This is a genomic window from Gemmobacter sp. 24YEA27 (genome assembly GCF_030052995.1).
GTDB lineage: Bacteria > Pseudomonadota > Alphaproteobacteria > Rhodobacterales > Rhodobacteraceae > Pseudogemmobacter.
On the sequence record NZ_JASJPW010000001.1, the window covers coordinates 1,193,865 to 1,207,978 of the forward strand.

Annotated in this window: 14 protein-coding genes and 1 pseudogene; 10 read left to right on the forward strand and 5 right to left on the reverse strand. The window is 64.2% G+C overall.

Annotated features, from left to right (window positions below; translation table 11 throughout):
- The first annotated feature begins 2 nt into the window (after positions 1-2).
- Both rnc and era read left to right on the forward strand, forming a co-directional pair.
- Positions 3-692 carry a ribonuclease III gene (gene rnc, locus QNO18_RS05925; protein WP_198835996.1) on the forward strand — a complete coding sequence of 230 codons (690 nt, stop codon included), beginning with the start codon at positions 3-5 and terminating at the stop codon, positions 690-692.
- Positions 685-1,632: a GTPase Era gene (era, locus tag QNO18_RS05930; protein WP_283176945.1), complete on the forward strand. Its 948-nt coding sequence runs from the start codon at positions 685-687 to the stop codon at positions 1,630-1,632. The genes rnc and era overlap by 8 nt, the downstream gene beginning before the upstream one ends.
- Positions 1,633-1,638: 6 nt before the next feature.
- Here era and QNO18_RS05935 read toward each other — a convergent pair whose 3' ends face one another.
- On the reverse strand, positions 1,639-1,833 hold the full coding sequence (locus QNO18_RS05935) for a hypothetical protein (RefSeq protein ID WP_283176946.1): 195 nt from the start codon (positions 1,831-1,833) through the stop codon (positions 1,639-1,641).
- A gap of 88 nt (positions 1,834-1,921) precedes the next feature.
- Here QNO18_RS05935 and QNO18_RS05940 point away from each other — a divergent pair, with 88 nt between their 5' ends.
- Positions 1,922-2,257: a DUF1491 family protein gene (locus tag QNO18_RS05940; RefSeq protein WP_283176947.1), complete on the forward strand. Its 336-nt coding sequence runs from the start codon at positions 1,922-1,924 to the stop codon at positions 2,255-2,257.
- 888 nt (positions 2,258-3,145) lie between these two features.
- On the opposite strand, the pseudogene QNO18_RS05945 reads toward QNO18_RS05940, so the two are convergent.
- The 4 genes and pseudogenes from QNO18_RS05945 to QNO18_RS05960 form a co-directional block, all read right to left on the reverse strand.
- A pseudogene (locus QNO18_RS05945) lies at positions 3,146-3,316 on the reverse strand (IS3 family transposase); the annotation flags it as partial.
- 339 nt (positions 3,317-3,655) lie between these two features.
- Positions 3,656-5,329, reverse strand: a complete 1,674-nt coding sequence (locus tag QNO18_RS05950; RefSeq protein WP_283176948.1) for an acyl-CoA dehydrogenase family protein — start codon at positions 5,327-5,329, stop codon at positions 3,656-3,658.
- Positions 5,330-5,456: 127 nt separating this feature from the next.
- Positions 5,457-5,999: a DUF3859 domain-containing protein gene (locus QNO18_RS05955; RefSeq protein ID WP_283176949.1), complete on the reverse strand. Its 543-nt coding sequence runs from the start codon at positions 5,997-5,999 to the stop codon at positions 5,457-5,459.
- 87 nt (positions 6,000-6,086) lie between these two features.
- Positions 6,087-6,917 (reverse strand): protein-disulfide reductase DsbD domain-containing protein, encoded by an 831-nt coding sequence (locus tag QNO18_RS05960; protein ID WP_283176950.1) that lies wholly within the window; start codon positions 6,915-6,917, stop codon positions 6,087-6,089.
- A gap of 216 nt (positions 6,918-7,133) precedes the next feature.
- On the opposite strand from QNO18_RS05960, the gene QNO18_RS05965 reads away from it, so the two are divergent.
- The 7 genes from QNO18_RS05965 (at position 7,134) to QNO18_RS05995 (ending at position 14,085) form a co-directional block, all read left to right on the forward strand.
- A complete protein-coding gene (locus QNO18_RS05965) occupies positions 7,134-7,691 on the forward strand; it encodes a YqgE/AlgH family protein (protein ID WP_283176951.1) in 558 nt (185 codons plus the stop codon).
- Positions 7,692-7,881: 190 nt separating this feature from the next.
- Entirely contained in the window at positions 7,882-8,994 is a 1,113-nt protein-coding gene (locus QNO18_RS05970; RefSeq protein WP_283176952.1) for a Hint domain-containing protein, read from the forward strand.
- 224 nt (positions 8,995-9,218) lie between these two features.
- Positions 9,219-9,839 carry a 30S ribosomal protein S4 gene (rpsD, locus tag QNO18_RS05975; protein WP_283176953.1) on the forward strand — a complete coding sequence of 207 codons (621 nt, stop codon included), beginning with the start codon at positions 9,219-9,221 and terminating at the stop codon, positions 9,837-9,839.
- A gap of 216 nt (positions 9,840-10,055) precedes the next feature.
- Positions 10,056-10,586 carry a TIGR00645 family protein gene (locus tag QNO18_RS05980; protein ID WP_283176954.1) on the forward strand — a complete coding sequence of 177 codons (531 nt, stop codon included), beginning with the start codon at positions 10,056-10,058 and terminating at the stop codon, positions 10,584-10,586.
- Between the two features lie 64 nt (positions 10,587-10,650).
- Complete coding sequence (gene hisC, locus QNO18_RS05985) at positions 10,651-11,736, forward strand: histidinol-phosphate transaminase (protein WP_283176955.1); 1,086 nt, start codon at positions 10,651-10,653, stop codon at positions 11,734-11,736.
- Positions 11,733-12,758: a prephenate/arogenate dehydrogenase family protein gene (locus tag QNO18_RS05990; protein WP_283176956.1), complete on the forward strand. Its 1,026-nt coding sequence runs from the start codon at positions 11,733-11,735 to the stop codon at positions 12,756-12,758. The genes hisC and QNO18_RS05990 overlap by 4 nt, the downstream gene beginning before the upstream one ends.
- Before the next feature lie 49 nt (positions 12,759-12,807).
- Positions 12,808-14,085, forward strand: a complete 1,278-nt coding sequence (locus QNO18_RS05995; protein ID WP_283176957.1) for an extensin family protein — start codon at positions 12,808-12,810, stop codon at positions 14,083-14,085.
- Positions 14,086-14,114: the final 29 nt, after the last annotated feature.

A 14,114-nucleotide genomic window follows, 5' to 3' on the forward strand; every position in this document is an offset into this window, starting at 1 on the left:
CCATGCGGCTCTCTGCCGATCTCAAGGCTTTTCAGACCCGCATCGGGCATGAGTTTGCGCGTGGCGAGCTGCTTGTGCGGGCGGTGACGCATCCCTCGATTGCCACGCCGACGCGGCCAGACAATCAGCGGCTGGAATTCCTGGGCGACCGGGTGCTGGGTCTTGTGATGTCCGAGGCGCTGCTTGCGGCCGATAAGGCTGCCAGCGAAGGCCAGCTTGCGCCGCGTTTCAATGCGCTGGTGCGCAAGGAAACCTGCGCCGAGGTGGCGCGCGAGATCGGGCTTGGCGAAGTGCTGCGGCTTGGCCGGTCCGAGATGCTTTCGGGCGGGCGCCGCAAAGAGGCTTTGCTGGGCGACGCCACCGAGGCGCTGATCGCCGCCGTCTATCTGGATGCGGGGTTCGACGCGGCGCGCGATCTCGTGCTCCGGCTCTGGGGCGGGCGCGTCGGCGCGGTTGAACCTGATGCACGCGATCCGAAATCGGCGCTGCAGGAATGGGCCCAGGCGCGCGGCATGGCGCCGCCGAAATATACCGAGACCGGCCGCTCTGGCCCTGATCATCAGCCGCTGTTCACGGTCAGCGTTTTGCTGGACAATGGTGCGGGAGAGGTGGCGAAGGCCGGCTCGAAACGCGCGGCGGAACAAATTGCAGCAGCAGCGCTGCTGAAACGGCTGGAGGCCGGAAATGACTGAGATACCGGCAATGACCGAACCCCAATCCGATGGCACCCGTGCCGGCTTTGTCGCGCTGATCGGCGAGCCGAATGCCGGTAAATCGACTTTGCTCAACCGCATGGTTGGCGCGAAAGTCTCCATTGTGACGCATAAGGTCCAGACCACGCGTACCCGCATTCGCGGCGTCTGCATGGAAGGCCAGACCCAGATCGTCTTTGTCGACACGCCGGGCCTCTTCCGCCCGCGCCGCCGGCTTGACCGCGCCATGGTAAAAGCCGCCTGGGGTGGCGCTGCCGATGCCGATATCGTCGTTCTGCTGATCGAGGCACATCGCGGGCTGACCGAGGGCGCGAAGGCGATCATCGAGCGGCTGGCGGGCGAACTTCCGAAGGACCGTCCCGTGGCGCTGGCGATCAACAAGATCGACAAGGGCAGCTCGGAAAAGCTGCTGGCGCTTGCGGCCAGGATGAATGAGGCCTTTCCTTTCGCGAAGACCTTCATGATCTCGGCCGAAAAAGGCTATGGCGTCGATGATCTGCGCGAATGGCTGGCGGCAGAGCTGCCCGAAGGTGCCTGGTTCTACCCCGAGGATCAGCTGGCCGATCTGCCGCTGCGGATGATCGCGGCTGAGATGACGCGTGAAAAACTGACTCTGCGGCTGCATGAGGAACTCCCCTATCAGCTGACGGTCGAGACCGAGAAATGGGAAGACCGCAAGGACGGCTCCACCCGCATCGACCAGATCGTCTATGTGGCGCGGGATGGCCATAAGGGCATCGTGCTGGGAAATCGCGGAGAGACGATCAAGTCGATCGGCCAGGCGGCGCGGGCCGAGATCAAGGAATTCCTCGACCGCGAGGTGCATCTGTTCCTGCAGGTCAAGGTGCGCCCGAACTGGCTGGAAGAGAAAGAGCGCTATTCCGAAATGGGGCTTGAATTCAAAGACGGCGACGCCTGAGCGGTTTCAGGCGCCGCGCCTGAACCCGCGTTTCAAGGCCGACCAGGCCAGCCAGATCACGCCACCGATGCCGATGGCCTTCGATGAGCTGTCGAGGAGCCGGTCCTGCCCCAGCCCCTTTGGGTCGCGCTTCATGGCGAATGCGGCGATTGCTGCGGTGATCAGAGCGAACACGGCCCCACCCGGTGCGCGGTATTTCATTGTCTCGCCTCCCTCCTCATGGCCTGTTATCAGGGATATAGGGCAGGAGAGGTATCCTGCCAGGAGGGGTTTGCGAAAGGCCCGCGAAATGACCAGGCTCACCGCCGAATTCTGGGTCCAGGCCTATCTGCGCCGGCTTAACCTTGCGGATATCCCGGCCTATGTGACGGCCAGAGGGGATGCGACGGCGGGGGCGGTGATGGTGAAGCTCGCCACGCTGAACGGAGAGGCTCAGGCCTTTGAACGCCGCACCGATCTGATGAGCGGCGGACGGCAGTGGATGACCTATGCCAGCGGTCCTGAGCGTGAGGTCGATGAGGCGCTGACCCGCGCCCGCGCCCGCGACCCCGACCTCTGGATCATCGAGATCGAGGACCGCACCGGACGGACATTGCTGGATGAGCCAGGCCTTGCCGGCGACTGACCCTCGGAACTGCCCCATGTTTTGTGCACGCCTTCTTCGGTGATTTTGAGGCAAGGAGGCCATGATGGGCACAGGCAATTCCACTGACGGGGCGCGACGCGGTGGCGCAGATCCCCATCCCGTCGGCGATGTTTCGGACCGGCCTGCGGTGAGCAAGCCCTCGCTCTTTGTCTGGAAACACAGATTCGCGAAAGCGGCGGCGGGAGGCACGGAGAATGATGCGGCATTCGTCGCTGAGCATCCGGGACGGTTTTCTGTCCGGGCCAGGTGTCGGTTCCTGCACCTGCAGCCGAGCGGGTTCTAGGCCTGGCCACATGTTGCGATGATGGCGCGGGCATGAGGCAAGGCAGGCGCCAGGCTGAGAGACTGCAGAACGCCTGCGCGGAGAGCGGCCAGGTCTTCTGATATCGCTTGCTGCATGATGATCTGCTTGAACAGGGCGAAAGCATCAGCCCGGGACCTGCGTCGCCAGATTGGCCCGGGCTTGCAGGGATCAGCGCGCGGATCGGCTACAGGCGCCGCCCTTTCACTTACAGCGCCAATCTTTCAGGCGGTGCCGACATCGGGCCGGCGAACGCCATCGGTTCAGGTCAACAGGAGAGGTCTCGACCGGCAGTTCGACCACGAGGCCCCGGACAATGTCCGGGAGGCCGACATCACTGGCATCCGGACCCGTGGAAGGCTTTGCCTCTCGCGCACCTCACCATGGTCTCCCGGACCAAGGGCGTTCCCATGGCCAGATCATCGACCTCAGTACACGGCGCGTGATCGGCTGGTCCATTCGGAGCGGAGGCGCCAGTTCACCAGCATGGAGCGGGCGGCGTTGTCTCACGCGCCCACAATCCCGCGCCTTCGATGAGCCGCCCAGGCAATCTGGGACGCCCGCTATTCTGACATCCCTCGATGGGCCATCAGATGCGCGCCAGCCTCGCGCTTCATGAAGGGCGTCATCGCGGCCAGCAACCGCCTGGCCTGTGACACCGTCTGTCCGGGGTACCTCATCTTCCATGCACAGAATTTGCCTTGCGACATCCCGTGCTTGCGGCAGAAATCAGCACACCCTTCCACGGCTCGGCTCGCAGATCGAGAGAGTATCCCGTGGCCGGCCACAGTCACAGGTCTGGGATTCGAGGTCTTCGACCTGACATGCAGAGCTTTCGGCGGTGCCGGGTCAGCATTCCTCCGGAGGAAAGGAACGATTCGGACGGATCGGAATAACCAGTCAGCACCTGCGGGCAATCCGGCTCAGGACACAGATATGAACCCGCCTCGCTGATCAGCACCGCGGCCCGCAGATTCTGAAAACTGCCGCAGAAACAAGGCCTGACAGATGACCGCCCCGAACACCTGCCCCAAGAGAAGAGGTCATGCACAGAGGGCGGCAACCACAGAGGACTTCTAGTCCAGAAGGCGCCGCGCGATGACCTGGGCCTGGATCTCCGCAGCCCCTTCAAAAATGTTCAGGATCCGCGCGTCACACAGGATCCGCGAGATGCGGTATTCCAGCGCAAAGCCATTGCCGCCATGGATCTGCAGCGCGTTGTCCGCCGCCGACCAGGCCACGCGCGCGCCCAGCAGTTTCGCCATCCCTGCCTCAAGGTCACAGCGCTTGTCGTGATCTTTTTGCCATGCCGCAAAATAGGTCAGCTGCCGCGCGATCATCACCTCGACTGCCATCATCGCAAGCTTGCCGCCGACACGCGGAAATTCAACCAGCGATTTGCCGAATTGCTTGCGGTCCTCGGCATATTGAAGCCCGGTTTCCAGCGCCGACTGCGCCACGCCGATGGCCCGTGCCCCGGTCTGGATCCGCGCCGATTCAAAGGTCTGCATCAGCTGCTTGAACCCCTGTCCGGGCTGACCACCCAGCAGGTTTTCCGCCTTTACTTTGAACCCGTCAAAGCCCAGCTCATATTCCTTCATGCCGCGATAGCCGAGCACCTCGATCTCGCCGCCGGTCATGCCGGGCGTCGGGAAGGGGGCCTCATCGGTGCCCGGCGTCTTCTCGGCCAGAAACATCGACAGCCCGCGCCAGTCGGTGGTGTCGGGGTCGGTGCGCGCCAGCAGCGTCATCACATGGGTGCGCGCGGCATGGGTGATCCAGGTCTTGTTGCCGGTGATCTCCCAGCCCTCATCCGTGCGGGTCGCGCGGGTGCGCAGGGATCCGAGATCCGAGCCGGTATTCGGTTCGGTGAACACTGCCGTCGGCAGGATTTCTCCGCTTGCAAGCTTCGGCAGCCATTGCGCTTTTTGCTCCGGCGTGCCGCCGCACAGGATCAGCTCTGCCGCGATCTCTGACCGCGTTCCCAGCGATCCGACCCCGATATAGCCGCGCGACAACTCTTCTGACACCACCACCATCGAGGCTTTCGACAGGCCGAAGCCGCCGAATTCCTCGGGGATCGTCAACCCGAACACGCCCATTTCGGCCAGTTCCGCGATCACCTCCATCGGGATCAGCTCGTCCTTCAGGTGCCAGTCATGCGCGCGTGGGATTACCTTTTCATCGGCATAGCGGCGGAACTGGTCGCGGATCATCTCGAGTTCGTCATCAAGACCCGAGGCGCCAAAGGTCGCCCGTGCCTTGTCTTCACGCATCAAAGTGACCAGCCGCGCCCGCGCCGCCGGGGTATTGCCCTGCGCGGCGAGCATCAGCGCCTCGGCCCCCGGCTCATAGTCCAGCCCCAGATCTGCAAGCCGGGCGATCTCGGTCTGGCTCATCGGGATGCCGCCCCGGATCTGCGCAAGGTATTCGCCAAACCCGATCTGCAGGATCAGGGCCTCAATCTCGCCAAAGCGGCCCTGGTCGGTCAGCCGCCCGGCCCAGGCATCCAGCTGGCGCAGCGCCTCGACATAGGTGGCCAGCCAGGACAGCGCATGCGCGGCATATTGATGGGTCTCAAGCGCGGCCGCGCTGATCTTGCCGCCGATGCTAACCTTATCCCGCAGGGCCTCGCGCGCCTCGACGAAAAGCCGGTCAAGCCCGGGCAGGCTCGCGGCGGTCAGCGCCTTCAGATCGGGAAGCAGGATCGCGGCAGAGGTCTGGGTGGCGGGCTGACCATCATGGGGCATGACTGGCTCCGATACTGGCTGGGATGAGGTCCGGTTTCGCCCGAATCCCTAGCGCCTTCGCAGTCGCAGCGCAATATCATTTCGCCGCGAAGCTGTAGCAGGTTCTAAAATGTCGCGATGAAATCTGTCATGAAGTTGCACCGCAGGCATTCGCGATATCCGGGCGCGCCTCGGCGGGGACGACCTCAAATTCGACGCGGTAGAGCCGCGTGCCCTGATCCCAGGCTTCGAAAGCCCAGATGCCGGGGATCAGCTCGTCCTCTTCGTCAAAGCGGAAAAAGCTGTTCACTTCGCCCGAATCAGTGATCGATGTGGCCCAGGTCTCGGGCCTCGCGCGGCCGGGGCGATAAATGCGGGCCTCGGCATTGGCGGTCACCTCGCCCGGGGCAGCGATTACGCGGATGCCGAAGGCAAGCCCGATGCTTGCGGGGACCACATTCTCATCGGGCCAGTGAAATTCGATCCGGTCGCGCGGTACATGCAGCCAGCCGGCAATCGTGTCGGGGGCAGGGGCGCGGTCCATCGCTTTCAGGGCGCAGAAAATGCCCCATTCCACCGCAGCAACCCTGCCAGACAGCTGCGGCGCCGCAACGGTCTCGGCCCGCAGCCCCGACGGGAGGCTGAGCAACGCGGAAAGCAAAAGGGCGGAGAGGCGCGGAAAACGGATCATGGCGGCAAAGGAACCTCGCATACAGAACCGGCGCAAGCCCCATCACTGCGGCGCGCGCCCGGCCACAGATGACGGAAATGGCCGCTTCTAACCGCCGGGGCAGCCGCGCAGCTCGACCGCGCCGCTGTCGGAGATGACGGTGACGGTGACGCCCGAGCGGTCAAGCGCGAAGGGCTGACCGGTGGGCGGCACCAGATCGGCCACGGCCGTCAACACCTTGCCCTGGCGCGAGCTGACCGCCTGAGACACCCAGATTGTCCGGTCTGCGGTCTCGATGGCGACGGTCTCGGCCTTGCCCTGCACGGGCACGGCGATTGTGGCAGTCAGGCGCAGCCCGTCCGAGATCGGCTCCACCGCACAGGTGATGGAGGAGAGCCCGGCCTCTTTGCCGGTCTTCGGCTGTCGCGCCAGCGCCGCGTCGATCAGCGGGTCGCGCGTGCCGGGCATCATCAGCCCGGCATTCAGCTCGACTTCGGCGGGCAGGCAGATGTCACGGCAGATGCCCATATCAAGGGACACCTCAAGCCGGATCGGGCGGGTCGGGTCTTTTGGAATAAGCTCGACCGGCAGGACCAGCTGCTCTTTATAGCCAATGGATTGCATGCCGTTGGTATGGAACACGCTTGGCGCGGGCCAGTGGATGCGAACCGATTTCAGATTCTCTGACCCGGACCAGTCGAATTGCGGCGGGATGCCAGCCGAGCCGGGGCTGCGCCAATAGGTCTTCCATCCAGGCGCGAGATCAAGCCGCAGCGCCGCCATGCGGGTGCCCTGGGCCGTGGTCCAGCCATCAAGAACCGAGGCCTTCAGAACCTGGTCCTGCGATGTATCGCGCGCCAGAGCCGCAATGGGCATAGCCGCAAAGGGCAGGGCTGCGAGGCAGGCGGCGGCAAGCGCGAAAGGGAGTTTCCTGGTCATGGCGCCCAAAATAGGCTGCGGTCGGGCGGTGTGAAATCACAACCTGGCGACGAGCCCGTGTCTGTGGCCAAAGCGCCGCAGTCAGCGACCGGGATGCCACAAGTGCGGGGTATCCTGACCGCCGCTGCCCTGCTCCTGCGGAATTTACAGCCCTTATCCGTGCTTTCCCTTGAGCGGCGGCGTTTTGCACCCCATCCTTAAGGCTGGAGGTGTGCCATGGAACTTGCAGGCAAGGTTCTGATCGCCATGCCGGGGATGCAAGACCCCGGCTTCGCTCATTCGGTCGTGCTGATCTGCGCCCATGGGCCAGAGAGCGCGATGGGGCTGATCATCAACAAGCCCTCGGCAGATCTGGATTTCCATAACCTGCTGAAACATCTGGGCATTGCGCCCACGGCATCGGCCCGGCCCATCTCGGTCCGTCAGGGCGGGCCGGTCGAGCGCGGACGCGGCTTCGTGCTGCATTCGCCCGACTGGCAGGGCGGCGAGACCCCGGTGATGGAGCTGCCGGGCGGCCTGCGCCTGTCGGTGTCGCTCGACATCCTCGAGGCACTGGCGCGGGGCGCGGGGCCGGAACAGGCGCTGCTGGCGCTTGGCTATGCGGGCTGGGGCGCAGGTCAGCTGGAAAGCGAGATCCTCCGGAATGACTGGCTGATTGCCGATGCCGGGCCAGAGCTGATCTTCGACCCGGTCGATGGCGGCAAATGGGGGCGGGCGATGCGGATTAACGGAATCGATCCGCTGACGCTTTCGCCGGTTGCGGGGCGCGCGTGACTGGTGTCGATCATGACTGTGGCCGGGCATGAAGCCTGCCGCAGGTGAGGCCGGCTCCAGCTGAAGCGCGCCTGATCGGATTTGCGGCGACCTTTCTTGCCCAAAACTGACCGTCAGATTTCTGTAGCGTGACGATTCGCGCACTGCTATCCTGTTACCATAAAACAAAAGAACGAGCAGGCAGACAGGCATGACAACGGGCTCACGGGCTACGTTCGTCATTTCCTGGGCACAGACGGAAGCAGATGGCGATCAACCGGCCTTGCCGGTGCTGATGACGACCGGGGTCTCATGGCGCTGGTCGGGGGATGCGATGCGTGTGGACGCTCCGCGCGACATCCTGCTTTTGGAAGACGCCCTGGGGATGGCCGAAATCAGACAGCGCGCCTCCCGCATTATCGGGCGGCTCACGGGAATGCCGGCGGTGCCCGGACCGGTCCGGGCGCTGCGCGCCGCCCTGCACGGGGCCGAGGCTTCAGGCGAGCCCGGTCTTGCGGGGCAGTGCTTCGTCGTTACCGATGGCGTCAGGTGCTGGACGGCCACCGTGCTGCAAGGTCAGAGCGATCTGTCGCCGGCCGATCCGGCGGGCTGGCTCCTGGCCTTCGCGGGCGCGATGCCGCCGAAGGATCGTGACCTCTGGCTGGTGCGCAGCCGTGTCTCGCTGGAAACCACCCGCGCAAGGGCGGGCGTGATCTGTTTTACGCGCGGCACGCGTATCCTGACGCCCTCGGGCCAGGTCGCGGTTGAGACCCTGCGTCCCGGCGATCTGGTGATCACCCGCGACAATGGCGCGCAGGAGGTGATCTGGATCGGGCAGCGCCATATGTCGGGCGCACGGTTGCATGCCATGCCGCATCTGCGACCGATCCGGATCTGCGATGGCGCCCTCGGAGAGGGGGGCTTTGGCGAAGGCCGGCCTGACGGCGATCTGCTTGTCTCTCCGTCGCACCGGATCCTGATGCAGGGAAAGGTGGCGCGGGCGCTGTTTAATTGCGACGAGGTACTGGTCAGGGCCGGCGACCTGGTCGATGATCACCGCATCCGCGCAGATCTCGCGTTGCGCGAGGTGACCTACCACCATATCTTGCTTGGCCGGCATGAGGTCCTCTTTGCCAATGGTCTGGGCGCTGACAGTTTCCATCCCGGTGAGGCTGAACCGGCGGAGCTCGATCACTGTGACTATCGCAGCCTTTGTGCACGGCTGCCGGGGGTTGCAGAGGATCCGATGAGCTATGGCGGCTTTGCCCGCCGCGGCCTGACGCCGGCCGAAGCAGCGCTGTTTCTCCATGAGGCGCGCGGCTGAGAGACGGGATGCTGAAAACGCGGCAGCCGCGCGCTTGACTCCCCCATCACGGGATGTATAAGCCCGCCACGCTCCCGGGTTAACGCCCGGGGCTTTTCATTGGTGTTGGTGGCTTTTGCAAGAAAGACCCTGTCGCCCCCGCCGCAAGGCATCCGCAAGGAAAAGGGGGAAAGGACAACGCCCTTCACAGGCCCGGCTACGGGCGATAACCGAAGGAGATCAGCGTGACCAAACGGACCGCTGCCAAGCATAAAATCGACCGCCGTATGGGCGAGAATATCTGGGGCCGCGCCAAGTCGCCGCTCAACAAGCGTGAATACGGTCCCGGCCAGCACGGCCAGCGCCGCAAGGGCAAGCTGTCGGACTTCGGGACCCAGCTGCGCGCCAAGCAGAAGCTGAAAGGCTACTATGGCGATCTGACCGAAAAGCAATTCCGCCGCATCTATGGTGAAGCCGAGCGCGTCACCGGTGATACCGGTGAGAACCTTGTGGGCCTGCTCGAGCGCCGCCTCGACGCGCTGGTCTACCGCGCAAAATTCGTTGCGACCATCTTCGCAGCCCGTCAGTTCGTGAACCACGGCCATGTGCTGGTGAACGGCAAGGCAGTGAACATCGCGTCCTACCGCCTGCGTGAAGGCGATGTGGTCTCGGTGCGTGAAAAATCGCGCCAGCTCGCGATCATTGCCGAAGCTATCGCTCTGAGCGAGCGTGACGTTCCGGACTATGTCGAAGTCGACAATCAGAAGCTGACCGCGAAACTGGTCCGCACCCCCGGCCTGTCGGACGTGCCCTATCCGGTCGTCATGGAGCCGAACCTGGTCGTCGAATATTACGCGAAAAACTGATCCCACCAGGATCGAAGATTTCGGAAAGGCCGCGCTTTTGTGCGGCCTTTCTTTTTGCCCGGTCTCCGGTCTTTGCCCGGATGCGCAAGCCGCCGGGTCGGCAGGCGGGGCAGCACCCCCGGGCGCTTGCGACAGTTCGCTCAGCCGGTTTCTTTGTGCTTCTCTTTACGCAAAGCCCCGCTAAGAACCCCGGATGCAAACAGGAGTTTCCGCCCAATGACCGCCCCGAATCCCATCGAGAAGGCTTTCGAGAAGACGCTTTTCGGCAGCCGGTGGCTGATGGCGCCGATGTATCTGGGCCTGGTGGTCAGCCTGATCATGCTGGTCTTCATCTTCGGCCGCGACATTGTCTATTATTTCCCCAAACTGATGACGATGAACTCAGAAGACGTCATCCTCGTCGCGCTGACCCTGATCGACCTCACCCTCGCCGCCAATCTGGTGCTGATCGTGATGTTCTCCGGCTATGAGAATTTCGTCTCGCGCCTTGATGTCGACAGTGAGGACCGGCCCGGCTGGATGGGAAAGGTCGATTTCGGCGGGCTCAAGATGAAGCTGATCGCCTCGATCGTCGCGATCTCGGGCATCTCGCTGCTCAAGCGCTTTATGGAAATCGGCGATGCCAAGCCGCTCAACCCGACCGATCTCTACTGGATGGTCGTCATCCATGTGACTTTCGTGATCTCGGGTGTGCTCATGGCGCTGATGGACTGGTTCCAGGCCAAATCCTATTCCAGCCGGAAATAAGCATCTCGCCTCTGGCTTTGCGTCCGGCCTGAGGCTAGAACCCGGACGACAGCAGGAGGGACAGATGTCCGAAGCGATCATTCCGCAACCGGGAATCCTCGATATCGCCCTTTACGAGGGCGGTAAGGCTTCGGTTGCGGGTGTGGCAAATGCCGTGAAGCTCTCGTCGAACGAGAACCCCTTCGGCGCGCCCGACCGGGCCAAAGACGCATTCCAGCGGGCGGTGCATACGCTGAACCGCTATCCCTCGACCGATCATGCGGCGCTGCGGACCGCGATTGCCGAAGTCCATGGCCTTGATGCCGCCCGGGTGATCTGCGGCGCGGGGTCGGATGAGATCATCAATCTGCTGGTTCAGGCCTATGCCGGCCCGCGCGATGAGGTGATCTTTACCGAACATGGTTTCCTCATGTATCGCATCTGCGCGCTTGCGGCCGGGGCGACCCCGGTCGAAGTGCCGGAACGCGAGCGTATGACCGATGTGGATGCGATCCTGCGGGAATGCGGGCCGCGCACCAGGCTGGTTTTTATCGCGAATCCAAACAATCCGACCGGCACGATGATCGCGCCCGCCGAGGTCGCACGGCTGGCAGCCGGCCTTCCGGCAAGGGCGATCCTGGTGCTTGACGGCGCCTATGCCGAATATGTCGAGGAATTTGACGGCGGCCGCGCGCTGATCGAAGCGCGCTCGAATGTGGTGATGACCCGTACCTTCTCGAAGATCTACGGCCTTGGTGGCCTGCGGGTTGGCTGGGGCTATGGGCCGAAACATATCATCGATGTGCTCAACCGCATCCGTCAGCCTTTCAACCTCTCGACCGCGCAGCTTGAGGCCGCTGAGGCCGCTGTCCGCGATCAGGACTGGGTGGCAAAGTCGCGCAGCGAAAACACCCGGATGCGGGCCTGGCTTGCCGGTGCCCTGGCCGAGGCGGGGGTTCCATCCGATGTTTCCGCCGCGAATTTCATCCTTGCGCGATTCGCCAGCGCCGATGAGGCCGAGGCCTGTGACGCCTGGCTGCAAAAGGAAGGCCTGATCGTGCGTCGGGTCTCGGGCTATAAGCTGCCCAATTGCCTGCGCATCACCGTGGGCGATGAGGCCAGCTGCCGCCGGGTGGCCCATGCGGTGAACCAGTTCAAGGCGCAGAAATGAGCGCAGCCGCGCCGGTCGGGTCTTCGCGCGCGGCTTTTCCGCGCATCGCATTGATCGGGCTGGGGCTGATCGCCTCTTCCATGGCACATGCGCTGCGGGCCAAAGGGCTTTGCGACGAGATCATCGGCTATGCCCGTTCCGCCGAAACCCGCGCCATCGCGCTGGAGCTGTTTTGCGACCGGGTGACGGACAGCGCGGCCGAGGCTGTCGCAGGCGCCGATCTGGTGGTGCTTGCGGTCCCGGTTGGTGTCATGGGCGTGATCGCGGCCGAGATCGCGCCGCATCTGAAGCCGGGCGCGGTGGTTACCGATGTCGGCTCGGTCAAAGAGGCGGTGATCGAGGCGGTTCAGCCGCATATCCCTGCGGGCGTGCATTTCATCCCAGGCCATCCGCTGGCGGGAACCGAATATTCCGGGCCGCGATCCGGTTTCGCGACGCTTTTTGAAAACCGCTGGTGGTTGCTCACGCCGCTGGAAGGCCAGGCGCCCGGCCCGCTGGCACGGCTGCGCGCGCTGCTTGAGGCCATCGGCGCCAATGTCGATGAGATGGAGCCGAAGCGCCATGATCTGGTTCTGGCCGTCGTCTCTCATACGCCGCATCTGATCGCCTTTACCATGGTGGGCGTGGCGGACCATCTCAGCCGTGTCACCCAGGAAGAGGTGATCAAATATTCCGCCTCCGGTTTCCGCGACTTTACCCGGATCGCGGCCTCGGACCCGACCATGTGGCGCGATGTCTTCCTGACCAATAAGGAAGCGGTGCTCGATATCCTCGGGCGCTTCACCGAAGAGCTGTTCATGCTTCAACGCCAGATCCGCATGGGCGAGGGTGAGCAGCTTCATGCCTATTTCTCCCGCACCCGTGAAATCCGGCGTGGCATCATCGAGGCAGGTCAGGATACTTCGGCACCGGATTTCGGACGGGCCGCGCGCCATAAGGGCGATGAGACCGGTTCGGCGGATGCCAGTCTGACAGAGGCTGGCCCGGTGGAGAGTGACGCGCCGGACAGGGCCGTAACCTGAGCGCCATCCTGCGGGGGCGCGGACGGTTCCGTTCGGAGGGGAGATTGCGATGAAGCCCAGGTTCGCGGCCCTTTTGCTGCTTTTCCCGCTGGCGATGACACCGGCCTTCGCCGAGCCGATGAAGCGCTCGCCGCGCCCGCTGGCCAATCCTGTGCTTGCCGTCTCCACAGCTGCGGCGGGCCCCGCGAATCTATCCCCCCCTGTCCCCGCGCTGATTGGTCCGGGCCTGCCCGCGCCCGCCGTGGCCACGGCAAAACCGTCGATCCCGGCGCCGCCGGCCAATCCCCGGCTGGATGTGATCCGGCTCAGCTCCTCCAATAAGGTTTCCAGTTCGGTCGCTGAGCCGCTCATGGGGCCGGTCGCTGGGCCGGTCGCTGGGCCGGTTCTGGCCGAGGCCGCGTCGCATCTGCCCTTGATCGGAGAGATGTTGCCGGCGTCGATGCCGCTGCCGCAACCGACTGCAAGTCCAGGCCCGGCGAGCGTCGCCCCCGTGGCAAAAGCAGCGCCGTCACCGGCCCCCGGGACGACTGCGGTGGTCGCAACTGCGGCGGCTCCGCCCCCCGGCCCCCGCCCCAAAGCCCGCCCGAAGGCGGTGGAGAAGCTGGCACAGACGCAATCCGCCCCTGCCCCTGAAACTGCTGCCGCCCCTCCGGTGGCAGAGGCGAGTGCAGCAGGGCTTGCGACCTCGCTGCGGCCAAAGCAGCGCCCGGCCAAAATCATCGGCCTGGCCTCGGCGGCAATCCCCGTATCGGCCACCGTGCCAAAGGTGGTGCCGGAAAAAGACACCAGCAGGGGCAAGAAGAAATCGAAAGAGCCGGCCTCCGTCAAAGGCTCGGTCTGTGGCGTCGCCGCAATCAAGGGCGAGAAAATCGCACCGATCACCTCGAAAGTTCAGGGCTGCGGCCTGCCGGACGGGGTGCGGGTCACTTCGGTTTCAGGCGTCCGGCTGTCGATGGCGGTGACCATCGACTGCGGCACCGCCAGGGCGCTGAACACCTGGGTCGAGCGTGTCGCACAACCGGCCTATGGCAATCAGATCGCCGAATTGCAGATTGCCGGTCACTATGTATGCCGCCCCCGGAACAACAAAAAGGGCGCCAAGGTCTCTGAACATGGGCGCGGCAAGGCGGTTGATATCTCGGGCATCCGGCTTGCTTCAGGCAAAGTGCTGCGGGTGCTGGGCGGGTTTGACCAGACCATGCGCAAGGCCCATAAGGGCGCCTGCGGCATCTTTGGCACCACGCTTGGCCCGGGCTCGGACGGCTATCACGAAGACCATATGCATTTCGATACCGCCAGCCATCGCAACGGCGCCTATTGCCGCTGAGGCGCCCGCAATTTTCAGGCGCCCCAAGT